This window comes from Streptomyces sp. DS1-CR2, from assembly GCF_055760475.1.
Window position 1 is genome coordinate 5,096,196 of sequence record NZ_CM147085.1, and the last position, 22,318, is coordinate 5,118,513.

23 protein-coding genes are annotated in these 22,318 nt (G+C 70.8%); 13 read left to right on the forward strand and 10 right to left on the reverse strand.

The annotated features are described in order from the left end of the window. Positions 1–57: 57 nt before the first annotated feature. The 3 genes from ACY0PA_RS24465 to ACY0PA_RS24475 form a co-directional block, all read right to left on the reverse strand. On the reverse strand, positions 58–1,326 hold the full coding sequence (locus ACY0PA_RS24465; protein ID WP_473079825.1) for a DUF2637 domain-containing protein: 1,269 nt from the start codon (positions 1,324–1,326) through the stop codon (positions 58–60). A gap of 199 nt (positions 1,327–1,525) precedes the next feature. Next, positions 1,526–2,401, reverse strand: coding sequence for a DUF3558 domain-containing protein (locus tag ACY0PA_RS24470; protein ID WP_473079826.1), 876 nt, complete (start codon positions 2,399–2,401; stop codon positions 1,526–1,528). 129 nt (positions 2,402–2,530) lie between these two features. Continuing rightward, entirely contained in the window at positions 2,531–3,427 is an 897-nt protein-coding gene (locus tag ACY0PA_RS24475) for a DUF3558 domain-containing protein (RefSeq protein ID WP_473079827.1), read from the reverse strand. Between the two features lie 213 nt (positions 3,428–3,640). Between ACY0PA_RS24475 and ACY0PA_RS24480 the strand changes: the two genes are divergently transcribed. Continuing rightward, entirely contained in the window at positions 3,641–4,834 is a 1,194-nt protein-coding gene (locus ACY0PA_RS24480) for an RtcB family protein (protein ID WP_473079828.1), read from the forward strand. Between the two features lie 20 nt (positions 4,835–4,854). On the opposite strand, the gene ACY0PA_RS24485 is transcribed toward ACY0PA_RS24480, so the two are convergent. The 3 genes from ACY0PA_RS24485 to ACY0PA_RS24495 form a co-directional block, all read right to left on the reverse strand. Beyond that, a complete protein-coding gene (locus ACY0PA_RS24485) occupies positions 4,855–5,028 on the reverse strand; it encodes a hypothetical protein (protein ID WP_473079829.1) in 174 nt (57 codons plus the stop codon). Next, positions 5,028–5,804, reverse strand: a complete 777-nt coding sequence (locus ACY0PA_RS24490; RefSeq protein WP_473079830.1) for an SDR family NAD(P)-dependent oxidoreductase — start codon at positions 5,802–5,804, stop codon at positions 5,028–5,030. Before ACY0PA_RS24490 ends, ACY0PA_RS24485 begins: the two co-directional genes overlap by 1 nt. Positions 5,805–5,866: 62 nt before the next feature. Further along, positions 5,867–6,205, reverse strand: a complete 339-nt coding sequence (locus ACY0PA_RS24495; protein ID WP_473086409.1) for a YnfA family protein — start codon at positions 6,203–6,205, stop codon at positions 5,867–5,869. A gap of 398 nt (positions 6,206–6,603) precedes the next feature. Between ACY0PA_RS24495 and ACY0PA_RS24500 the strand changes: the two genes are divergently transcribed. Beyond that, positions 6,604–6,951, forward strand: coding sequence for a hypothetical protein (locus ACY0PA_RS24500; RefSeq protein WP_473079831.1), 348 nt, complete (start codon positions 6,604–6,606; stop codon positions 6,949–6,951). A 105-nt stretch (positions 6,952–7,056) separates the two neighbouring features. Then, on the forward strand, positions 7,057–7,488 hold the full coding sequence (locus ACY0PA_RS24505) for a GNAT family N-acetyltransferase (protein ID WP_473079832.1): 432 nt from the start codon (positions 7,057–7,059) through the stop codon (positions 7,486–7,488). Here ACY0PA_RS24505 and ACY0PA_RS24510 read toward each other — a convergent pair. Further along, complete coding sequence (locus tag ACY0PA_RS24510; protein ID WP_473079833.1) at positions 7,469–8,035, reverse strand: GNAT family N-acetyltransferase; 567 nt, start codon at positions 8,033–8,035, stop codon at positions 7,469–7,471. The genes ACY0PA_RS24505 and ACY0PA_RS24510 overlap by 20 nt on opposite strands. 77 nt (positions 8,036–8,112) lie before the next feature. Between ACY0PA_RS24510 and ACY0PA_RS24515 the strand changes: the two genes are divergently transcribed. The 3 genes from ACY0PA_RS24515 (at position 8,113) to ACY0PA_RS24525 (ending at position 10,655) form a co-directional block, all read left to right on the forward strand. After that, positions 8,113–8,880, forward strand: coding sequence for a TIGR03086 family metal-binding protein (locus ACY0PA_RS24515; protein WP_473079834.1), 768 nt, complete (start codon positions 8,113–8,115; stop codon positions 8,878–8,880). A 63-nt stretch (positions 8,881–8,943) separates the two neighbouring features. Then, positions 8,944–10,059, forward strand: coding sequence for an LLM class flavin-dependent oxidoreductase (locus ACY0PA_RS24520; RefSeq protein ID WP_473086410.1), 1,116 nt, complete (start codon positions 8,944–8,946; stop codon positions 10,057–10,059). Next, the gene (locus tag ACY0PA_RS24525) at positions 10,056–10,655 is read left to right on the forward strand and encodes an FMN reductase (protein ID WP_473079835.1); all 600 of its coding nucleotides are present in this window, start codon (positions 10,056–10,058) and stop codon (positions 10,653–10,655) included. The genes ACY0PA_RS24520 and ACY0PA_RS24525 overlap by 4 nt, the downstream gene beginning before the upstream one ends. 10 nt (positions 10,656–10,665) lie before the next feature. Here the strand turns inward: ACY0PA_RS24525 and ACY0PA_RS24530 are convergent, their stop codons facing one another. Together ACY0PA_RS24530 and ACY0PA_RS24535 are read right to left on the reverse strand one after the other, a co-directional pair. Then, positions 10,666–12,738 carry a hypothetical protein gene (locus ACY0PA_RS24530; protein ID WP_473079836.1) on the reverse strand — a complete coding sequence of 691 codons (2,073 nt, stop codon included), beginning with the start codon at positions 12,736–12,738 and terminating at the stop codon, positions 10,666–10,668. A gap of 19 nt (positions 12,739–12,757) precedes the next feature. Further along, positions 12,758–14,032, reverse strand: coding sequence for a glycosyltransferase family 4 protein (locus ACY0PA_RS24535; protein WP_473079837.1), 1,275 nt, complete (start codon positions 14,030–14,032; stop codon positions 12,758–12,760). Between the two features lie 210 nt (positions 14,033–14,242). Between ACY0PA_RS24535 and ACY0PA_RS24540 the strand changes: the two genes are divergently transcribed. Then, positions 14,243–14,950: a response regulator transcription factor gene (locus ACY0PA_RS24540; RefSeq protein ID WP_473086411.1), complete on the forward strand. Its 708-nt coding sequence runs from the start codon at positions 14,243–14,245 to the stop codon at positions 14,948–14,950. Between the two features lie 2 nt (positions 14,951–14,952). Next, complete coding sequence (locus ACY0PA_RS24545) at positions 14,953–16,422, forward strand: sensor histidine kinase (protein ID WP_473079838.1); 1,470 nt, start codon at positions 14,953–14,955, stop codon at positions 16,420–16,422. A gap of 3 nt (positions 16,423–16,425) precedes the next feature. Here ACY0PA_RS24545 and ACY0PA_RS24550 read toward each other — a convergent pair whose 3' ends face one another. Beyond that, positions 16,426–17,034, reverse strand: a complete 609-nt coding sequence (locus ACY0PA_RS24550; RefSeq protein WP_473079839.1) for a hypothetical protein — start codon at positions 17,032–17,034, stop codon at positions 16,426–16,428. Between the two features lie 284 nt (positions 17,035–17,318). On the opposite strand from ACY0PA_RS24550, the gene hemL reads away from it, so the two are divergent. The 5 genes from hemL (at position 17,319) to ACY0PA_RS24575 (ending at position 22,316) form a co-directional block, all read left to right on the forward strand. After that, positions 17,319–18,683, forward strand: a complete 1,365-nt coding sequence (gene hemL, locus ACY0PA_RS24555; protein WP_473079840.1) for a glutamate-1-semialdehyde 2,1-aminomutase — start codon at positions 17,319–17,321, stop codon at positions 18,681–18,683. After that, positions 18,680–19,375 carry a histidine phosphatase family protein gene (locus tag ACY0PA_RS24560; RefSeq protein ID WP_473079841.1) on the forward strand — a complete coding sequence of 232 codons (696 nt, stop codon included), beginning with the start codon at positions 18,680–18,682 and terminating at the stop codon, positions 19,373–19,375. Before hemL ends, ACY0PA_RS24560 begins: the two co-directional genes overlap by 4 nt. Before the next feature lie 193 nt (positions 19,376–19,568). After that, complete coding sequence (locus ACY0PA_RS24565) at positions 19,569–20,813, forward strand: polysaccharide deacetylase family protein (RefSeq protein ID WP_473079842.1); 1,245 nt, start codon at positions 19,569–19,571, stop codon at positions 20,811–20,813. A 99-nt stretch (positions 20,814–20,912) separates the two neighbouring features. Continuing rightward, the gene (locus tag ACY0PA_RS24570) at positions 20,913–21,533 is read left to right on the forward strand and encodes a TlpA family protein disulfide reductase (protein ID WP_473079843.1); all 621 of its coding nucleotides are present in this window, start codon (positions 20,913–20,915) and stop codon (positions 21,531–21,533) included. A gap of 6 nt (positions 21,534–21,539) precedes the next feature. Beyond that, positions 21,540–22,316: a cytochrome c biogenesis CcdA family protein gene (locus ACY0PA_RS24575; RefSeq protein WP_473079844.1), complete on the forward strand. Its 777-nt coding sequence runs from the start codon at positions 21,540–21,542 to the stop codon at positions 22,314–22,316. Positions 22,317–22,318 lie beyond the last annotated feature (2 nt).

Consider the following 22,318-nt stretch of genomic DNA (forward strand, 5'->3'; position numbering starts at 1 on the left):
ATGCTCCGGTGCGGCCCTTTCACGTATACGGCGGGTCAGGTTCACGTATACGGCGGGTCAGGCGATGTGGTCCTCGATGAACTCGCTGTTCAGGCGCTGCATGAACGCCTCCATGCAGCGCTGCAGTTCACGCGGCTCCAGATTCAGCCCGTACGTCGCCTCGACGTTCGCGTGGAACGTGCCGGGCGTGGGGCCGCCTTCGCCGTCTATCGACTTCCGGAACACCTGGTAGAGGTCCTCGTCGCTCGGCGCCGCGTCGCCGGTCTCCGTGATCCCCTCACCGAGCTGGCGCGTGCGGCCCGGCCCGGACGGAACGGGAAACTCCGGCTCCTGGACCGACTGCGCAGGGATGAAGGCCTCGGCCGGAGGCTGCTCCTCGTACCACTGCTCGTACTGCTGCTCGGGGTCGTATGTCGGGTCGTAGCCACCGTCGTACGACATCGCCTGCGGCGGGGGCGCGAACCACGGGCTCGACTCCTCACCGGCGGCAGCGGCAGCGGCGGCCGCCGCCTCGGCCGGAGTCCCGGGCTCCACGGGAGCCGGCTGCGGACCGGTGGCCGCCGCAGCGGGACGCTCCAGCTCGGGAACGGGTGCGGGAGCGGGGGCGGCCGGTGCCGGGGCCGGGGGCAGCAGCGCCGGCTCGATGCCGGCGGCGGCCAGGCCCGAGGGGGCGGTCTGTGCGAGCGGGACGCCGTAGCGCGCCAGGCGCAGCGGCATCAGGGACTCGACGGGAGCCTTGCGGCGCCAGGCCCGGCCGAAGCGGGACCGCAGCCGCGCCTGGTAGACGAGCCGCTCCTGCTCCAGCTTGATGACGGCCTCGTAACTGCGCAGCTCCCACAGCTTCATGCGGCGCCACAGCAGAAACGTGGGCAGCGGAGAGAGCAGCCAGCGCGTGAGGCGCACGCCCTCCATGTGCTTGTCGGCCGTGATGTCCGCGATCCGGCCCACCGCGTGCCGCGCCGCCTCGACCGAGACGACGAACAGGATCGGGATGACGGCGTGCATGCCGACGCCGAGCGGGTCCGGCCACGCGGCCGCGCCGTTGAACGCGATCGTCGCGGCGGTCAGCAGCCACGCCGTCTGGCGCAGCAGCGGGAACGGGATCCGGATCCAGGTCAGCAGCAGGTCCAGGGCGAGCAGTACGCAGATACCCGCGTCGATGCCGATCGGGAACACATAGCTGAAGTTCCCGAACCCCTTCTGGAGCGCGAGTGAGCGAACGGCCGCGTACGAACCCGCGAAACCGATGCCGGCGATGACCACCGCACCGGCGACGACCACGCCGATGAGTATGCGGTGCGTCCGTGTCAGCTGTGGCGCGGCCACACGTGCTCCCCTCCCTGTACGCCTTGTTGCGCGCAACAGCCTCGCACATCGGCGTGGCGGCGCGTGGCCGGGTACGGCGGGAGCCCGGCCCCATAAGGGACCGGGCTCCGCAAAAGGCGTGACCGGCACGTGAGTTGAGGCCTGCCGGATGCCGACCGGTGGCCACGGAGGGCCACTTGGCGGCCGGATGCCTACTCGGTCACGACTTCGAGGACGCCTTGTCCGAGGGCTCGTCCGAAGACGTGGCCGACGGCTTCGAGGAAGTCTTCGCGGAGGACTTCTCGGACGGCTTGGCCGAAGGCTTCGAGGAGGTCTTGTCCGACGGCTTCGCCGAGGCGGAACCGGCGGTGTCCGAGCCACCCGCCCCGTTCGCCGCGACGACCGCCGCGACGGCGTCCTTCGCGGCCTTCTCGGCGTCCTTCACCAGCTCGTCGGCGCCCGGCGTCTTCTCGCCCGCGAGACCCGCACCGTTGTAGTCGATCGTCACGACGACGTTCTCGACCCGCGCGACGACCGTCTGCTGCTTGAAGGTGCCTTCCTTCTTCTTCAGCTCGTACGTCACCGCCGTCGCCTCGTCGCCCGTGCCGCTGACCGGCTCCGACTTCGGGGACTTCGCGCCGTCCACGGACTGCGCGTCGGTCACCTGCTTGGTGAAGTACGCGTGGGCCAGCTTGTTGCCGCTGCCGCGCGCCGCGTCCGAGTCGAAGCGCGTCAGCGACGCGTTCAGCCAGCGGAACTGCGAACCCTTCACGCCCTTGTTGTCGAGGCTCGACCAGGAGCAGGTGCCCCGCACCGACTCGTCGTCGGAGGAGCCCGCCTTGCCCGACTTCGCCTCCGGCACGAGGGAGTCGAGCGTCTTCTTCGAGATCGCGGCACACGGCTGCGGCAGCGAGTCGTACGCCGCCGCCTTCACCTTGGCCGCCGCGTCACTCGCGGACGCCGACGCCTTCGAAGCGCCCTTGTCGGCCCCGTCGCCGGAGTCCGAGCCGGAGGAGCAGCCGGATGCCACGAGGATCACCGGCACGGCGGCTGCGCAGACAAATATGCGGGTGAGTCGCTTGGTCGGTCGGTGCATGGTTCCTTATTCTCCGGTTTGCCTGGTACGTACCCGAGAGGTGCGGCCCGGGTCCGATGGGCCACCGTACGCCCAAGCCGGGCCGCGCGGCTCCGCTTCCGCGGACCCGCGCGCCCGCCGTACCACCGGTTACTCGCTCAGCGTCCCGGCCAGCTTGCGGGCCAGTTCCCGCGTCCTGTCCTGCATTTCCTTGCTGTCCGGCACCTGTGCGGAGGTGCCAGGCTGCTGCTCGTACTCGACGGTCACGATGACGTTGGACGTGCGGAACACCACAGTCACCGTGCGGTGGCCGCCCGCGGACGCGGACGCCGTCAGCTGGTCGTTGAGGAACGCCTCGTCGGCCAGTCCCTCGAGAGCGCGGGGCTGCAGGTCCGCGCCGGGCACGGAGTCGTCCTCCGGGCTCGACGAGGCGTCGGCCGATGCCTCTTCAGAGCCCCCTTCGTCCGGCTTGTCCGAGTTCTTCTCCTCGTTCGCCGTGCCCTTCCCGGTGCCGTTCTCGGCGTCCGCGGTGTCCTTGTCGGTGCCGGCGGAGGAGGAGTGGGACGTGGTCGGCGACGTCGGGTCCGTGGGGACGGGGTCCGGCAGATGCGCCTCGGTCTGCTTCGAGGCGAAGACCTGGCCGGCTTCCGTGTCGTCGCTCACCGCGTCGTCGTAGGACACGACCCGCTCGAAGTCGATCAGCAGGAGATGCGTCGCGTCCGCCCCGTCGTCCTTCCAGCGGCAGCCCACGCGCCGGTCCGTGTCGTACGTGACCGTGGCCGCGCCCTCGTACGCCTTGTCGCGCTGGTCGCCCTCGGGGAGCTCCTTGATGCCGGGCAGCATCTTGTCGAGGGTGCCCTTGTCGGGCTGTCGGCACGGCTCGGGCAGGGTGCGGTACTTGCCGGGCCGGGCGGCCGCGGCGGTGGTGCCGACGTCGCCGGGCTTGGAGTCGGTCGCCTCACCGGTGGCACCCGAACCTCCGGTGCAGCCGGTGAGCAGCGCTGCGAGGAGCGCGGCGACGCCGGGTACGTACGCCTTCCGCTGCACGGTGATGGCCCCTCTCGACAAGGTGACACGTCGTCGGACGCGCATATTCGGTTGCCGCCACAGGGCGGCCGATGGACACAATGTGTATCGCACGCACTGCTGTGAACGCCGGTCCGGTATCCCATTCGTCGACCTTGGCGCCGGTATTTGCGATTACTGACTTTTAATCAAGTACGCAAACGTACGGGCGCGTACGGGGGAAACGAGGACACTGTGTCGTATGTAGAGGTTCCGGGGGCGAAGGTCCCGATCCGGATGTGGACGGATCCGGCGTCGGTCGAGGACGTGGCGATGCAGCAGCTGCGCAATGTCTCGACGCTGCCGTGGATCAAGGGTCTGGCAGTGATGCCCGATGTGCACTTCGGCAAGGGTGCGACGGTCGGTTCGGTCATCGCGATGCACGGCGCGGTCTGCCCGGCGGCGGTGGGCGTGGACATCGGCTGCGGCATGTCGGCGGTGAAGACGTCCCTGAAGGCGAACGACCTGCCTGGCGACCTGTCCCGGCTCCGCTCGAAGATCGAACAGGCGATCCCGGTGGGCCGCGGCATGCACGACGACCCGGTGGATCCGGGGCGGCTGCACGGCTTCGGCATCGGGGCCTGGGACGACTTCTGGGGCCGGTTCGAGGGCATCGCGGACGCGGTGAAGTTCCGCGAGGAGCGCGCCGCGAAGCAGATGGGGACGCTCGGCGGGGGCAATCATTTCTGGGAGTTCTGCCTCGATACGGACAACTCTGTCTGGGTCATGCTCCATTCGGGTTCGCGGAACATCGGCAAAGAGCTGGCCGACCACCACATCGGCGTTGCGCAGAAGCTCGCGCACAACCAGGGTCTGGTCGACCGCGATCTCGCGGTGTTCATCGCGCAGACCCCGCAGATGGCGGCGTACCGGAACGACCTGTTCTGGGCGCAGGAGTACGCGAAGTACAACCGCGCGATCATGATGGCGCTCTCCCTGGACGTGATCCGCCGCGAGTTCAAGAAGGCGAAGCCGACGTTCGAGCCGGTCATCTCCTGCCACCACAACTACGTGTCGGAGGAGCGCTACGACGGCATGGACCTGCTCGTCACCCGGAAGGGCGCGATCCGTGCGGGCTGCGGTGAGTACGGGATCATCCCGGGCTCGATGGGCACGGGCTCGTACATCGTGAAGGGCCTCGGCAACGTGGCGTCCTTCAACTCGGCGTCGCACGGCGCCGGCCGCAGGATGAGCCGGAACGCCGCGAGGAAGCAGTTCTCGACGAAGGACCTGGAGGAGCAGACGCGGGGCGTGGAGTGCCGTAAGGACTCCGGCGTCGTGGACGAGATCCCGGGCGCCTACAAGCCGATCGAGAAGGTCATCGACCAGCAGCGCGATCTGGTCGAGGTCGTCGCGAAGCTGAAGCAGGTCATCTGCGTCAAGGGCTGAACCGCCCTCGGCCCGCGCGCCTACTTCGCGTGCGTGACCGCGTAGATCATGACCAGGGCGACCAGGTGGATGCCGAAGAGGAAGTAGGCCAGGTACCACCACATGTGGCGTTCGCCGCGCTTTTCCTCCGCGCGGCGGCGCTCGTCCGCCTCGCGCTCCAGGATCTCCAGCGGGTCCGGGGGTTCCGTGGGCATCACAGCTCCCTGTGGACCTTGGTGTTGGAGGCCTGGGCGCGGGGGCGGACGACGAGCAGGTCGACGTTCACGTGGCTGGGGCGGGTGACCGCCCAGGTGATGGTGTCGGCGACGTCGTCCGCCGAGAGCGGTTCGGCGACGCCCGCGTAGACCTTCGCGGCCTTCTCGGTGTCGCCGCCGAAGCGGGTGAGGGCGAACTCCTCGGTCTTGACCATGCCGGGCGCGACCTCGATGACGCGGACCGGGGTGCCGACGATCTCCAGGCGCAGGGTCTCGGCGAGGACGTGCTCGGCGTGCTTGGCGGCCACATAGCCGGCGCCGCCTTCGTACGTGCTGAGGCCGGCGGTGGAGGAGAGGACGACGACGGTGCCGTCGCCGCTCGCGGTGAGCGCGGGGAGCAGGGCCTGCGTGACGTTCAGCGTGCCGATGACGTTCGTCTCGTACATCTGGCGCCACTCGGCGGGGTCACCCGTCGCCACGGGGTCCGCGCCGAGCGCGCCGCCCGCGTTGTTCACGAGGACGCCGATGGTCTTGAAGGCCGTGGCGAACTCGTCGACCGCGGCGCGGTCCGTGATGTCGAGCGCGTAGGCCGCGGCCTGGTGGCCCGCGTCGTTGATCTCCGCGGCCAGCGCCTCGATACGGTCCTTGCGGCGCGCGGTGAGCACGACCCGGTATCCGGCCGCCGCCAGCTGACGTGCGGTGGCTGCGCCGATTCCGCTGCTCGCGCCGGTGATGACGGCGATGCGGGAGGCGGCTGCGGGCGCGGCGGCGGTCATGGCTTGTCTCCTCGGACGGGCGGTCGACTCCCGCCAGGATAGGCAGGCGGCGCGCGGTGGTGTTACCGGCCGCCGCGGGGCGCGTACATGATCACGGCCATGCCGGCCAGGCAGATGAGGGCTCCGGTGACGTCCCAGCGGTCCGGCCGGTAGCCGTCCGCGACCATGCCCCAGGCGATCGAGCCCGCGACGAAGACGCCTCCGTACGCGGCGAGGATGCGGCCGAACTCGCCGTCGGGCTGGAGCGTGGCCACGCATCCGTAGACGCCGAGGGCGATGACGCCCGCGCCGATCCACGCCCATCCCCTGTGTTCGCGTACGCCTTGCCAGACGAGCCAGGCGCCGCCGATCTCGAAGAGGGCGGCGACGGCGAAGAGGAGCGCGGAGCGGGCGACGAGCATGCGGGACAGGCTGCCATGGCGCTCGTGCGCGGCCGGCACACCGTCACCTGTTGGACGGCGCCTGCGGGGCGGGATGCGTGGGATACATCAGGAGACCCGCCTGACCGTGACCGGTGATGCGTGACCGGTGACTCGTGGTCGGTGACTCCTGGTCGGTGATCTGCGGCGGTGGACGAGAGGGCGGAGAGAACATGCTGGTGAGGCGTGGAATTGGGCGTGGAATTTGGCGTGGAATCGGGCTTGGATTTGGGCGTGGTGCAGGCCGTGGAGCCGGGCGTGGGCTCGGGGTTGTGGGGCTGAGCGCTGTCGCGGTGCTGGGGGCTGGTCCCGCCGTTGCCGACGGGCGTGTGCCGCGGTCCGTTCCAGAGGTCGATCTGGCGTATCACGGGCAGGTCACCATGTCCCGGGGCCGGGTGGAGACCCGGCTGATCCCGCAGAACCACGGTCCGTCGGCGGTGACCGACGCCACGGTGCGGCTGCGCTGGTCGGCGCCGGTCGCGGACGCGCGGTGGCTGCCGCCGATGTGTGTGCGGGCGGGCGCGCAGACGGTGCTGTGCCGTACGGGCGCGCTGCCGGCGGACAGCAGGGGCGGGCGGATCAGGGTGCCGGTGCGGCTGGTGGGGGCGCCTTCGGAGGTGACGGTGCGGATCGACACGGTGTGGAGCGGCGGGTCGGCGGACCACAATCCGCAGAACAGCACCCATAAGGTCCTGGCCCTGGACACAGGGGACGTCTACTACTTCTGACACTCCTGATACTCCTGACACATCTGACACACATGGAACTTGTGAGCTGGTGTCGCTTCTGAGACAGGGGTGTGGGGTCCGGGACGGGGCTCCTATCGTTCGGGTATGAAGATCACTGACATGGGGCCCGGCGATCCGCGCCTCGGCGCCGAGGTCCTGCCCGTGCTCCAGGAGCTGCGCCCGCACCTGACCCGCGAGCTGTTCTCCGAGGTGTACGCAGAGGGGTATCCGCAGGGGCTGCGGTTCACGGCCGCGTACACCGACGACGGGTCGTGCGCGGGCGTCGCGGGGTGGCGCGTGGCCGCCAACACGAGCGCGCTGCGCAAGCTGTACGTCGACGATCTGGTGACCGCCGAGCGGGCCAGGTCGGGCGGCGTGGGCCGGGCGCTGCTCGCGCATCTGGAGGATCGGGCGCGCGAACTGGGCTGCCGCACGCTCCAGTTGGACTCGGGGACGCGCCGGACGGACGCGCACCGCTTCTATCTGCGGGAGCGTATGGACATCACGGCGTTCCACTTCACGAAGAAGCTCGGCTGAGGGACCGCAGGTCGAGGTGCCAGTCGTGGCAGCGGATCGCGCGGCCCTTCGGGTACTCGAGGTCGCAGGGGCCGCGCAGGGTGAAGCCCGCGCTGCGGCAGACGCCGTTCGACGCGGGGTGGTCGACGGGCGGGAACGCGTGCAGATGGCGCAGGCGCGCCCGGTCGGCGGCCGCGTGGGCGGCGACGAGGCGGGCGGCCGCGGCGGCGATGCCGCGGCCCTGGTAGCAGGGCAGGACGCCCCAGCCGGTCTCCCAGACCCGTTCGCCCTGCCACGGTGTCGCCCAGTAGCCGATGGAGCCGGCCGCGGGAGCGTCGGGTCCCGCGGTGATGCGGAACATCCGGCCGTGCCCGTCGAGCGTGGACAGGGCGAGGTAGCGGCGGTGGCGGTCCATGAGCTGGTCGAGGGTTTCGGGGCCGCCGAGGTGGGCCGTCATCTCGGGCGCGTTGTTCTTGAGCAGGAGATCGAAGTCGTCGTCCGTCCAGGGCACGAGGCCTATGTCCGTCATCTTTTCCGCGGCCGTCCTGTGTTCGGTGCTGTGCGTCATCGGCTCATCGGTGACGAGCCGGATCGTATGTCGCCGTTCTTCAGGACGGGCCGGGTTCCGGCTCGTAGCTTGGCGGCATGAATGACATCCGCGAGAACAACGAGAGTCACGACAACAACGGGAGTCACGACAAAAACGGGAGTCACGAGAACAACGACAGTCAGGAGAACCCGCGCGGCATCGGTGATCTTCTGGCTGTGGCCGCGGAGCGGGCCGTCCCGGTCGTCCGCGCCCTGCCCGACGACCGTCTCGAAGCGGCGACGCCGTGCGCGGAGTACGACGTGAAGGACCTGGTCAACCACGTCTTCCAGGTGATGGAGCAGTTCCAGCGGCTGGCCGCGAAGCAGGACTCCGACTTCACGCATTCCGCCGCGGACCGGGTGGCCGAGAGGCCCGACTGGCGTGAGCGGTTCGGTGAGGAGGCCCGGAAGCTGGTGGCGGCCTGGGCGGCGCCGGGTGCCGAGGAGGGGAAGACCGGGGCGATGAACATGCCGGCGGCCACGGTCGGGTCCATGGTGCTGCTCGATCTGACCGTGCACATCTGGGACCTGGCGCGGGCGACGGGGCAGGAGTACGTGCCCGAGGGGGAGGCGCTCGCCGTCGTGGAGCGGCTGGCCGGGACCGTCGCGGAGCTGGCGCCGACGGCGCGGTCGATGGGGGTGTTCGGGGAGGCGGTGCCGGAGCCCGCGGACGCGTCGGCGTTCGAGCGGCTGCTCGCGGCGACGGGCCGGGATCCGCGGTGGCCCCGCCCGCGCCCTGAGGGCCTGGGGAAGGCCCATGCGCCGAGGTCGGGGAAGCCCGTGCGCCGAGGTCGGGGAAGCCCATGCGCCGAGGCCCGGGAATAGGGGCGGCACCATCACCGTTCGGAGGTATAGTTGAATCATCAACAACCTCGAAGGGTGAGCGCCATGCAGTTCGGGATCTTCAGCGTCGGTGATGTCACAGCCGATCCGACGACGGGCCGTACGCCGAGTGAGCACGAGCGCATCAAGGCGATGCTCGCCATCGCGCTGAAGGCGGAGGAGGTCGGGCTCGACGTCTTCGCGACCGGCGAGCACCACAACCCGCCGTTCGTGCCGTCGTCGCCGACCACGATGCTCGGCTATATCGCGGCGCGCACCGAGAAGCTGATCCTGTCCACGTCGACGACGCTGATCACGACGAACGACCCGGTGAAGATCGCCGAGGACTTCGCGATGCTCCAGCACGTCGCGGAGGGCCGCGTCGACGTGATGATGGGCCGCGGCAACACCGGCCCGGTCTACCCCTGGTTCGGCAAGGACATCCGCGAGGGCATCAACCTCGCCTTCGAGAACTACGCCCTGCTGCGCCGCCTGTGGGACGAGGACGTCGTGACGTGGGACGGCAAGTTCCGTACGCCGCTGCAGTCCTTCACCTCGACGCCGCGCCCGCTGGACGGGGTCGCGCCCTTCGTGTGGCACGGCTCGATCCGCTCGCCCGAGATCGCCGAGCAGGCCGCGTTCTACGGCGACGGGTTCTTCCACAACAACATCTTCTGGCCGATGGAGCACACCAAGCAGATGGTGAACCTCTACCGCCGGCGCTTCGCCCACCACGGGCACGGTGCCCCCGAGCAGGCGATCGTCGGGCTCGGCGGCCAGGTGTTCATGCGCAAGAACTCGCAGGACGCGGTGCGGGAGTTCCGCCCGTACTTCGACAACGCGCCCGTCTACGGACACGGCCCCTCCCTTGAGGACTTCACCTCGCAGACCCCGCTGACCGTGGGATCCCCGCAGCAGGTGATCGAGCGGACGCTCGGCTTCCGGGAGCACGTCGGTGACTACCAGCGCCAGCTGTTCCTGATGGACCACGCCGGTCTGCCTCTCAAGACCGTCCTGGAGCAGCTCGACATCCTCGGCGAGGAGGTCGTCCCGGTGCTGCGCAAGGAGTTCGCGAACAGCCGCCCGGCGAACGTGCCGGACGCGCCGACGCACGCGTCGCGCGTCGCGGAGGCGGAGCTGAAGGCTCAGCAGGAGAACGAGAAGGAGGTGCCGTCCGTATGAAGCTCGTCGTCGTGTCGGCGGGGCTGAGCTCCCCGTCGTCGAGCAGGATCCTCGCGGACCGGCTCACGCAGGCGGTGACCTCGCAGGTCGCGGGCACCGATGTCGATGTGACCGTCGTCGAACTGCGTGACCTGGCCGTCGAGATCGCGCACAACCTGGTCACCGGGTTCCCCGGGCCCGCCCTCAAGGAGGCGCTCGACGCGGTGGCCGGGGCGGACGGCCTGATCGCCGTGTCGCCGGTGTTCTCGGCCTCGTACAGCGGTCTGTTCAAGTCGTTCTTCGACGTGCTCGACAAGGACGCGCTCACCGGGAAGCCGGTGCTCGCCGGGGCGACCGGCGGGACGCCACGGCACTCGCTCGTCCTGGAGCACGCGATGCGCCCGCTGTTCGCGCATCTGAGGGCCGTGGTCATGCCGACCGCCGTGTACGCGGCGTCGCAGGACTGGGGAGCGGAGGGGCTTGAGCAGCGCGTCGAACGGGCGGGCGGTGAGCTCGCGCGGCTCATGACCGGCCTCGCGGCGGCCCGCCCGGCGCCGGCGGAGTGGGGCGACGACGTCATCCCCTTCGAGCAGCAGCTTGCCGCGCTGCGGACGTAGCAAGAAGTAGTTACGGGCCCTGCGGGACGGCCGGCGCGAGCCAGGCCGTCCAGCCGCGGGTGTGGTGCAGGGGGTACGGCGTCCAGTCGCGCGCATAGTGCGGTGGGCGCTGTCCCTTTTTGGTGAGGACGGCGGTCGGCACCTCCGCGGCGCGGCCGAGGATGCCCGCGACGGTCGTCGAGACGTTGTTGCCGTCGATCTGGGCGGAGGCGCAGCCCGCGTCGTAGGCGATGGGGAGGGCGCGCGGGCCCGAGACCAGGCAGGGCGGGCGCAGGCCGAGGGTGCGCAGGCTGTCGGCGGCGGCGCGGTAGCGCTGGTTCGTGGCGGCGGTCGCTGCGGTGACCTCGGTCAGGACTGTGGCCTGCGAGACGAACTGCGCCGCGACGATCACCCCTACGAGGATGAGGGCGCGTCGCGAGGTCAGACACGTGACCAGGCTCGCGACCGGCAGGGCGAGGAGCGCGTAGGCCGGGAGCAGGAAGCGCGGGGCCGAGTAGTCGATCATGAGCAGATACGGCACGGCGAGCGCGGCGGCGACGGCCACAGGGAGCGCGGTCGCCAGGAGCCGGCGCTCGCGCACCGCGTAGGCGAGTGCGGCGGCGGCGAGGACGGGCAGGGCCAGCCACCACAGGGTGAGGCCGGGGGAGTCCAGGGTCGCCGCCGTGCACGGGCGGCACAGCAGGGGGCCGTTGAGGCTGGACCAGGCGTTGTCGAAGTTGAGGTGCAGGCCCATGTCGCCCTCGGTGGCGCTCGACACGTGCAGCCGTTCCCGTACGGAGCCGAAGCGGATGTACGCCTCCGCGACCCACTGGGCGAGGCCGATCGCGAGTCCGCCGACCAGGTAGGGCAGGGTGCGGCGGCCGCGGAACAGGGCCGTGGCGATCAGGGGCAGGGCGAGCCAGACGGCGTCCGGAGCGCGGAACAGGGCGGTCACGGCGACGCAGCCCGCGAGCCACCGGTTCGCGCGGGGTTCGCGCCGGATCACCGCGCGCAGGAACCAGCCCGTGGCGGCGACCGAGCCGAACGCGACCCAGAGGTTGGGCATGGCCTGCGGCCCGGAGATCTGGGTGATCCACAGCCCCGCGAACAGCAGTGCGGCGAGGGCGGTGGTACGGGCCCCGACGACGGGACGCCATACGCGGAACGCGCCGTACAGGGCGGCCGAGGAGAGCAGCGTGAGCGCGATGCGCAGGACGGGCACGGACGGGGTGACCGCGATGAACGGCGCGGTCAGGAAGCTGATGCCACGGGAGCGCGGCGCGCTGAAGAAGGCGGCGGGGACGCGCGGGTCGTACTGCGACACATACACGGCCTCGTCCCACCCGAGCGCGTGCGCGAACGCCGGCACGACGAGCAGGAACTGAACGAGGGCGTAGACGAGAGCGACGAGCGCTAGCCAGGGAGTGGTGCGGGGGCGCCGCTCGCCGGCGTCAGATGTGGTGGCGGAGGAGGACGGGGGGTGGGAGATGGCGGTGGCGCCGGTGGGGGCGGCGGCGCCGGGTGCCGCTGTGGTGGCTCGGGGGCTGGGGCTGGGGCTGGGCTCGGTGTGGCGGCTGTGGGCGGTAGCCGGCGTGTCGGTCGCGGGCTGGACAGTGGTGGCTGCCGTGTTGTCGGTCTCGGGCTGGCCGGTGGTGGCTGCCGGATCCGTGTTCGGGTGCGGGTCGGGGTGTGGTCGGGGTGTGGTGGGGCTTGGTGTGGAGGGGTGCTTGGCCCAGGTCAGGGCCGCGGCTTCGGGCTCGGGCCGATCTGTCCCAGGCTGGGCGGTGGTGGCTGCCGGGTCCGTGTTCGGGTGCGGGTCGGGGGGTGGGGCCGGATGTGGTCGGGGTGTGGTGGGGCTTGGTGTGGAGGGGTGTTCGGCCCGCCTCCGCGCGGTGGTTCCGGGCTCCGGTCGACTCGCCTCCGGTCGGGCAGTCGTGGCTGCCGTACCCGGCTGGGGGTCGGGCCGGGGGGCGGGCCGCCGCCGGTTTTGGTCGGCCCGCCTGCCCCGGCCCTCGGTGGCCCGGTCCCGTTTGGCTCCGGGGGCCTTGGGGCCTTGCGGGCGGGCCGGTTCTGGGGTGTCGAGTTGGGTGTCGTTGGTCGTCATGTGCCTTCCCGCTCGTGCGTCACGTGGGGCGTGGGTCCGGGCGGGCGCCGCGCGCGGACGCGGCCGGCGCCGGGCCGTGGGTCGAACGGGCCGTGCGGCGGGCCCAGTTCGCCGCGCGTGAGCGCAGCCGCTGCCACGACCGCAGGCGCCGCGTCTCACGGAGTTCGGCGAACAGGAGCTCGTACCGGGCGATGATCGGATCGGGGTCGTAGCGGCGGGCGGACGCGAACGCGGCGCGGGCCATGGCGTGCCGGCGCGGCGCGTCGTGGATGAGGCCGACGAGCGCCTCGGCGAGGGCCCGCGCGTCCCCGACCGGCACGAGCCGGCCGTCGACGCCGTCGGTGATGATCTCGGCGGGGCCGAGCGGCGCGTCGGTGCTGACCACCGGAACCCCGCACCGCATCGCCTCGACGAGCGTCATCCCGAAGGACTCCGCGTCTGACGCGGACACCACGATCGAGGCCTTCGCGAACTCCGGCTCGATGGGCGAGCGCGCCCCCATCAGGTGGGCGCGCCCGGTCAGTCCGAGCCCGGCGATGAGATCGCGCAGCTTCGCTTCCTCGGGCCCGCCGCCGTAGATCCGCAGCTGCCACTCGGGTTCCTGCGCGGCGACGGCCGCGAACGCCTCCAGGAGCAGGTCGAAGCGCTTGCCCGGCGCGAGACGCCCGGCGCTCGCGATGACCTTGGCGCCGCCGTCGGACGGCGGGCAGGGCGCCTCGGGCACGATGTTGGGGACCGACAGGACCCGTACGCCCGGCAGGGCCATGCGCGCCCGGTACACCTCGGCGTCCGCCTCGGTCATGGTGACGACGGCGTCGAGGGAGCGGTAGTGGCGGGCGAGCACCGCCCGGAGCTGCTTGCTGTGCGCGTCGTGGCGCAGGTGCTCCTGCCCGATCCGCAGCGCGGTGCGCGGGCCGTACATCGCCAGATAGACGTTGATGCCGGGGCGCGTACCGATCACGACGTCAGCGTCGCAGCGCTCCAGATACCCGCGCACGCGCAGATCGTGCAGACGGGTGTACTGCTTGTGCCGCTTCTCGGCGGCGGGAAAGTCCCGCGCGGGCTCCTCGTACGCCGCGTACCGCGTGTCGACGCCGCCGATACGCGTGTCGACGAGTGGGACCAGTGAGACGGCGGGATCGACCGTGAAGCGCGGCACCTCGCGATGCCGGGACATCGACACGATCTCCACCTCGTGGCCGCCGCGCCCGGCGAGCGCCGCGGCGAGGTTGAGCGTGGTGCGCACGGTTCCGCCGATCGCGTACGCGTTGTGCAGCAGGAACACGATCTTCATGGACAACCCTCCCGGCGGGCGCTGTGCCCGCAACATACGGCGGCAGCCTGGTCCAGCCGGGTAAGCCACCGTTAGCGCCCGGGTGAGAGGCGGGTAAGAAGGCGTGGGGCGGGCCCCTGGGCAGGGGGTATGCCGCCGGGCGCGGGGGGCACACTGGACCGCGTGTCCCCTACCGCTGCGTCCGCCACGCCCCGCGCCGCGTCCCCGACCGTGCTGCTCGCCGAGGACGACCGTGCCATCCGCCATGCCCTGGAGCGGGCCCTGACTCTGGAGGGTTACGAGGTCACGGCCGTCGCCGACGGGGTGGAGGCGATCGCGCAGGCGCACCGCAGCGCGCCCGACATCCTCGTCCTGGACGTGATGATGCCGGGCATCGACGGTCTTCAGGTGTGCCGGGTGCTGCGCGCCGAGGGGGACCGCACGCCGATCCTGATGCTGACGGCGCTCGTCGAGACGCCGGACCGGATCGCCGGCCTGGACGCGGGCGCCGACGACTATGTCGTGAAGCCGTTCGACGTGGACGAGGTCTTCGCCCGGCTCCGTGCCCTGCTGCGCCGCAGCAACGGCGCCTCCTCCGACGACGGGAGCGGCGGGCGCGATGCGTCGCCCGAGCCCGACGGCCAGGTCGCGGCGGCCGACCTCAGAATGGACCCGCAGGCGCGGCGGGCCTGGCGCGGGGAGCGCGAACTGGAGCTCACCCGTACCGAGTTCGACCTCCTGGAGCTGCTCGTGCGCAACGCGGGCATCGTCCTCGACCACGCCACGATCTACGACCGCATCTGGGGCTACGACTTCGGTCCGGGGTCGAAGAACCTCGCCGTCTACGTCGGCTATCTGCGCCGCAAGGTCGACGAACCCGGTGCCACCTCCCTCATCCACACCGTGCGCGGCGTCGGCTACGTGCTGCGGGAGGACTGAGGATGCCGCGCCGCCGCCTGCGCGCGTTCCTGCACGGGCGACCGCGCGCCCGGTCCCTGCGGACGACGTTCGCCGTGTCGTTCGCGGCCGTCGCGGCGGCCGTCACCGTCCTGGTCGGCTTCCTCTCCTACGACGCCGCGGCGCGGCTCGTCCGCGTGGACCAGCAGGCAGTGTTCGACGAGGTCGTCACCGATCTGCGGCAGCAGGTGAAGGCGGCCGAGCTCACCCCGTACGACTTCGCGTCGGGGGACCCCGACCACGACGGGCCGCGTGACGACCTGATCCGGCCGGCCCGTACGGACGTCCAGGTGCTCGGGCCCGGCGGCCGGGTCGTCGACCGCGGCAGCCCGCGGCTGCCGGTCAACGCGGCGGACCGGCGCACCGCCGACGAGACGCACGCCGGTGTGACGGAGGAGGCCGACGGGGCGGAGAAGGGCGGCTCGCGGCGCGATGTGGAGATCGGTGGGGACGAGTACCGGATGACGGCCGTGTCGCTGGGCGGCGGGCGCGGCGCCGTGCAGGTCGCGCAGGAGTTCAGCGACACGGAGGACCTGCTGCGTGAACTCCAGCAGCGCACGGGCCTGTTGGCGGGTTCCGTGATCGTGGCGGCGGGACTTGTCGGCTGGTGGCTGGCGCGCCGGATCACGGGGCGTCTGGTCAGGCTCGCGGAGGCGGCGGAGGACGTGGCGGGGACGGGGCGCCTCGATGTGCGGGTGCCGGTCACCGGGGGTGACGAGGTGGGTAGCCTGGGGCGCTCCTTCGACCGGATGCTGGGGCGGCTCGCGCGGTCGATGGAGGACCAGCGCCGCCTGGTGCAGGACGCCGGTCACGAACTGCGCACGCCGCTCACCTCACTGCGTACGAACATCTCGCTGCTGCGCCGTATCGAGGACCTGCCGCCCGCCGCCCGCGAGGAGCTGATCGCCGACCTGGCGCAGGAGTCGCGTGAACTGACCGATCTGGTCAACGAGTTGGTGGAGCTGGCCGCGGGCAAGGAGGACGACGAGCCGGTCGTCGAGGTGGCGCTCGCCGAGACCGCGCAGGACACGGCGGTCCTCGCGCGCCGCCGTACGGGCCGCACGGTCACGGTGCGTTCGCGGGGCGACACCGTGGTCCGGGGCCGGCCGGCCTCGCTCCAGCGCGCGGTGTCGAACCTGGTGGAGAACGCCGCCAAGTTCGACCGCGACGGCACGGAGCCGATCGAGATCGTGGTCACGGGAGGCCTCCCGGACGGCGTGCGCGTCGAGGTGCTCGACCGGGGTCCCGGCATCGCGGACTCGGATCTGGACCGGGTCTTCGACCGCTTCTACCGCGCGCCGGCTGCCCGCAGCCTGCCGGGCTCCGGCCTCGGCCTGTCCATCGTCCAGGAGGTGGCCGCGGCCCACGGGGGCGCAGCGTTCGCGAAGGCGCGTACGGGCGGGGGAGCGGCGATCGGGTTCACGGTGCGGGGTGTGCTGCCCGACGAGGAGTGAGGGTCAGGGCCAGACGAGGCAGTAGGCCTGGTGTCCCGCGTCGTGCAGCCGGTGGCTGAAGTCCTGCCATTCGTGCAGGAGTTGGTACACGTAGAACGCGTCGCGCGGGCCGCCGCGGTCCGGGACCGTCGACCAGATGAACGCCGCGGCGCCCACGGCCTCCTCGCCGACGCCGCGCAGCGGGTCGACGACCGTCATGGGCAGCTTCACGACCGCGTAGTCGGGATGCAGGACGACCAGTTCCAGCGGGGGGACCTTGTGCAGCGGTATGCCCTCGATGCCGGTGAGGACCATCGCGGCCATCGTCTCCGGCTTGATCTTGGTGAACATGCCGCCCATGCCGAGCTCGTCACCGCCGAGTTCCTCGGGGCGCATCGAGATGGGGACACGGGCCGCCGTGGCGCCGTCGGGCGCGCCGAAGTATTTGTACGTCACCCCCACCCGGCCACCATTCCTGCTCCCGGTCCCGCTCAGTGCCTGCCCGGCATCCGTGTCTCCCGGGTCCCCCGCTGCTGCCGCTGCCGCCTCCGCGTCGCGCCGGTGCTTTCCCCGCCGGGCACGCCGGGGGCCCAGGTCGTCGGTCCCCTCGCCCAGTCCGCCACCGCGATGCATATCTCCACCCGACTGCTTTTCCAGGGCGCCTGGCCCCTTTTCTAGGCCGCGCGGCCACCACCGCGCAACCCGATCATCGTGTCAGTGACCTCCCCCACGGTCACTCGCCGAAACGTGCGGTGAACCACCCGCGCGGGCCGGGGAGCGCACCCCGTGCCGGCGTGCAGCGTGAACTGTCCGCGAGCGGCCCGTCCCCCTGGGAGTTTAGGTAGTCGGTTCCCGCCGTGGCCAGAGAAGCAGGGGATGAGCCGGGGTCCGGAGAGCCTGCCCGTACGCTGAGAGGCATGGCAGAGGCGAACAACATCCCCGGGTCCGCGGCGCCGCCGTCGGGCGCGACCGCACCGTACCCCTATGAAGCACCGGTCTCGCAGGGTCTCTTCGACCGCGCGGCTCTCGTGACGCCGGGCGGCGTGAACTCGCCCGTACGCGCGTTCCGTGCCGTGGGCGGTACGCCCCGGTTCATGGTGTCCGGTACCGGTCCGTACCTCACGGATGCCGACGGTCGCGAGTACGTCGACCTCGTCTGCTCCTGGGGGCCGATGATCCTCGGCCATTCCCGTCCCGAGGTCATCGCGGCCGTCCAGGAAGCCGTCGCGCGCGGTACGTCCTTCGGTACGCCGGGTGAGGGCGAGGTGGCCCTGGCCGAGGAGATCGTCGCGCGGATCGCGCCGGTCGAGCAGGTGCGACTGGTGTCCAGTGGCACCGAGGCGACGATGTCCGCGATCAGGCTCGCCCGTGGGTTCACCGGGCGCGCCAAGGTGATCAAGTTCGCCGGCTGTTACCACGGGCACGTGGACGCGCTGCTCGCCGCGGCGGGATCGGGCGTGGCGACCTTCGGGCTGCCGGACACCCCGGGTGTGACCGGTGCCCAGGCGGGCGACACCATCGTCGTCCCGTACAACGACCTCGACGCCGTGCGGGCCGCGTTCGCCGCGAACGAGGGCCAGGTCGCCTGTGTCATCACCGAGGCGTCGCCGGGCAACATGGGCGTCGTCCCGCCGCTCGAAGGCTTCAACCAGGGACTCGCGGACCTGTGCCGGGAGAACGGCGCGCTGTACCTCTCCGACGAGGTCATGACCGGCTTCCGCACGTCGAAGGCGGGCTGGTTCGGCGTCGACGGCGTGGTGCCCGACCTGATGACGTTCGGCAAGGTCATGGGCGGTGGCTTCCCGGCCGCCGCGTTCGGTGGCCGCGCGGACGTCATGGAGTACCTCGCCCCGGCCGGACCCGTCTACCAGGCGGGCACGCTGTCCGGGAACCCGGTCGCGACGGCGGCCGGCGTCGCGCAGCTGCGGCTGCTCGACGACGCCGCGTACGCGAAGATCGACGCGGTCTCCGAGCAGCTGCGCACCCTGGTGAGCGCCGCGCTCACGAAGGAGGGCGTCGCGCACCGCGTGCAGAGCGCCTCCAACATGTTCTCGGTGTTCTTCACGGAGAACGAGGTGCGCAACTACGAGGACGCGAAGGCGCAGGAGTCCTTCCGCTTCACCGCGTTCTTCCACTCGATGCTGGAGCAGGGCGTCTATCTGCCGCCGTCGGCCTTCGAGTCCTGGTTCGTCTCCACTGCCCATGACGAGCGGGCGGTCGAGCGCATCGCCGCCGCGCTCCCCGGTGCCGCGCGCGCGGCTGCGGAGGCCACGCAAGCATGACCACTGCCGGCAAGTCCGACCAGGACATCACCGTCGTCCACGTGATGCGGCACGGAGAGGTGCGCAACCCGGAGGGGATCCTGTACGGGCGCCTGCCCGACTACCACCTCTCCGAGCTCGGCCGGCAGATGGCCGACCGGGTCGCCGAGCACCTGTCCTCGCGTGATGTGACCCATGTCGTGGCCTCCCCGCTGGACCGGGCGCAGGAGACGGCGACGCCGATCGCGAAGGCGCACGGGCTCGACCTGGCGACCGACGACCGGCTCATCGAGGCGGGCAACGTCTTCCAGGGCAAGACGTTCGGCGTCGGCGACGGCGCGCTGCGCAAGCCGGAGAACTGGAAGCACCTCGTCAACCCGTTCAAGCCGTCGTGGGGCGAGCCGTACGTCGAGCAGGTCGTGCGGATGATGGGCGCCCTCGACGCGGCGAAGGACGCGGCGCGCGGTCACGAGGCGGTGTGCGTCAGCCATCAGCTGCCGATCTGGATCGTGCGCAGCTTCGTGGAGAAGCGGCGGCTGTGGCACGACCCGCGCAAGCGGCAGTGCACGCTCGCCTCGCTCACGACGTTCACCTATCGCGGGGACAAGATCGTGTCCGTCGGCTACACGGAGCCTGCGCGCGATCTCGTGCCCGCCCATCTCCTCGCGGGTGCCAAGCCCGTGAAGGGGAAGGACAAGGCGTTCGGCGCGTAGCGCCTTCGGTCCCGAGCGCCTTCGGTCCTGAGCGCCTGCGGTCCTGAGCGCATTCGACGCTCGGAACATTCGGCGCAAAGCAGTCGGCATTGCCCAACTTTGTTCTCCGTGCCGGAACCGCGGTGTTCGTCGCGCCCTCTAAGGGGGTGCCCGTCTCGTACGGGAACGGGGCGCGACGAATGGGGACCAGGAAATGCCGGACATCACGCGAAGGGGCCTGATCGGGCTCGGAGCGGGGGCGGCGGCGGCCGCCGCGCTCGCCGGGTGCGGTACCAGTAACGGGCAGGGTGGCGGGGCGTACGTGCCGCCGGGCGGCAAGGGCGAGGGCGGCGCCGGTAAGCCCGACAAGCCCGCGGCCCGGCCGATCGGCGACGGCTCGACGTCGTACACCGGCAAGCAGCCGAACCAGCCGGGCAAGCCCGTCCCCCTCGAACCCGGCGAGACGCCGCCGCAGTTCGTGATCTTCTCCTGGGACGGCGCGGGCGAGGTCGGCAACGGCCTCTTCCCGCGCTTCCTCGAACTGGCCGAGAACCACGGCGCGCACATGACGTTCTTCCTCTCCGGCCTCTATCTGCTGCCGGAGTCGAAGAAGCGGCTCTACCGCCCGCCGAACAACGGGGTCGGCGCCTCCGACATCGGCTATCTCACCGATGCCCACATCAAGGAGACGCTGAAGTACGTCCGCCAGGCCTGGCTGGAAGGCCATGAGATCGGCACGCACTTCAACGGCCACTTCTGCGCGGGCACCGGCACCGTCGCCAACTGGACCCCGGCGCAGTGGCGCAGCGAGATCGACCAGGCCAAGTCGTTCGTCAAGGAGTGGCGCACGAACACGGGCTGGCACGACCTGCCCTCGCTGCCCTTCGACTACGAGAAGGAACTGGTCGGCGGCCGTACGCCCTGTCTGCTCGGCCAGGACCATCTGCTGCCCACGGCCCGCGAGCTCGGCTGGCGCTACGACGCGTCGTCGCCGGGCGGCCGGCAGCGCTGGCCCTCCAAGCGCGGCGGGGTGTGGGATCTGCCGCTGCAGGCCGTGCCGTTCCCCGGGCACAGCTTCGAGGTCCTCTCGATGGACTACAACATGCTGGCCAACCAGTCGGTGAACACGACCAGGGCGCCTGCCTACAACTACCCACGCTGGCGCAAGCAGTCGGCCGAGGCCTACATAGCCGGCTTCGACCGGGCATACGAGACGAACCGGGCGCCGTTCTTCATAGGCAACCACTTCGAGGAGTGGAACGGCGGGATCTATATGGACTCCGTCGAAGAGGCGCTCAAGCACATAGCCGGCCAGAAGGATGTACGCCTGGTCTCCTTCCGGCAGTTCGTCGACTGGCTGGACGTCCAGGACCCGCAGGTCCTCGACAAGCTGCGCTCGCTCGACGTCGGAGTGCGCCCCGACGGCGGCTGGAAGAGCTATCTGAAAGCCGCGGCGTGAGCCTCGCGCCGCACCCTGAATGACCCCTCCTGAAATGGGGTTTTCCGTACGCAAGGGGGGTGCGGAAGATCCCCTAAACAGACATGCGAAACTTTTCACATGAGTGCCGACTGCCGCGTTTCCCCCCTCGCTGCATCCAAGCGCCGTACCGCCCTCCTCGCCGCGGGAGCCGCGGTCGCTGCGCTGACGCTCTCCGCATGCAGCTCCGGCGGAACGTCGGGCGGCGGCAACAACACCAACTTCGTGACGAACTCCGGCGGCATCTCCACCGTCGACAAGGGCGACCGGCACGACGCCCCGAAGCTGGACGGCAAGGATCTGGAGGGCAAGCCCCTCGACCTCGCCGACTACAAGGGCAAGGTCATCGTGCTGAACGTGTGGGGCTCCTGGTGCCCGCCGTGCCGCGCCGAGGCCAACTACTTCGCCAAGGTCGCGAACGAGACCAAGGGCAAGGACGTCCAGTTCATCGGGATCAACACCCGTGATCCGCAGACCGAACCGGCCCTCCAGTTCGAGAAGGACCACAACATCCCGTACCCGAGCTTCTACGACCCCTCGGGCAAGCTGATGCTGCGGTTCGACAAGGGCACCCTCAATCCGCAGTCCATCCCGTCCACGCTCGTCATCGACCGCGACGGCAAGATCGCCGCCCGCTCGCTGCGCGCACTTAGCGAGGACAAGCTGCGCAAGATGGTCGACCCCGTGATCGCGGAGAAGTGAGCGACGGTGCACGCCACGCTCACCGCTCTCGCCGCTGAAGGCGGAGTGAGCAACACCGTCGAGAGCGGTGCGCTCCTGCTCGCTCTGCCGATCGCCGTGCTCGGCGGCCTCCTCTCGTTCTTCTCGCCCTGCGTCCTGCCTCTCGTGCCCGGCTACCTGTCCTACGTGACAGGGGTGAGCGGCACCGACCTGGCCGACGCGCGACGCGGCCGGATGGCGCTCGGCGCCGGACTCTTCGTCCTCGGCTTCACCGCCGTCTTCGTCTCCGGCGGGGCCCTCTTCGGCTACTTCGGCCAGACGCTCCAGGAGTACCAGGACACCCTCACCAAGATCCTCGGTGTCCTGATGGTCCTCATGGGGATCTTTTTCATGGGCATGATGCCCTGGCTCACGCAGCGCGAATTCCGCTTCCACAAGCGGCCGGTGACCGGGCTGATCGGCGCTCCGGTGCTCGGTGCTCTGTTCGGTATCGGCTGGACCCCCTGCATCGGTCCGACGCTCGCCTCCGTGACCGCCCTGTCGTTCAACGAGGCGAGCGCGGGGCGCGGGGCCATACTGACCGTTGCGTACTGCGTCGGGCTGGGTGTCCCCTTCGTGCTCGCCGCGGTCGCCTTCCGCAAGGCGCTCGGCGCCTTCGGCTGGGTCAAGAAGCACTACGCCTGGGTGATGCGCATCGGCGGCATCATGATGATCTTGACCGGAGTGCTGCTGCTCACAGGAGCCTGGGACACCCTCGTCCAGCAGATGCAGTCCTGGTCCAACGGCTTCACGGTGGGAATCTGATT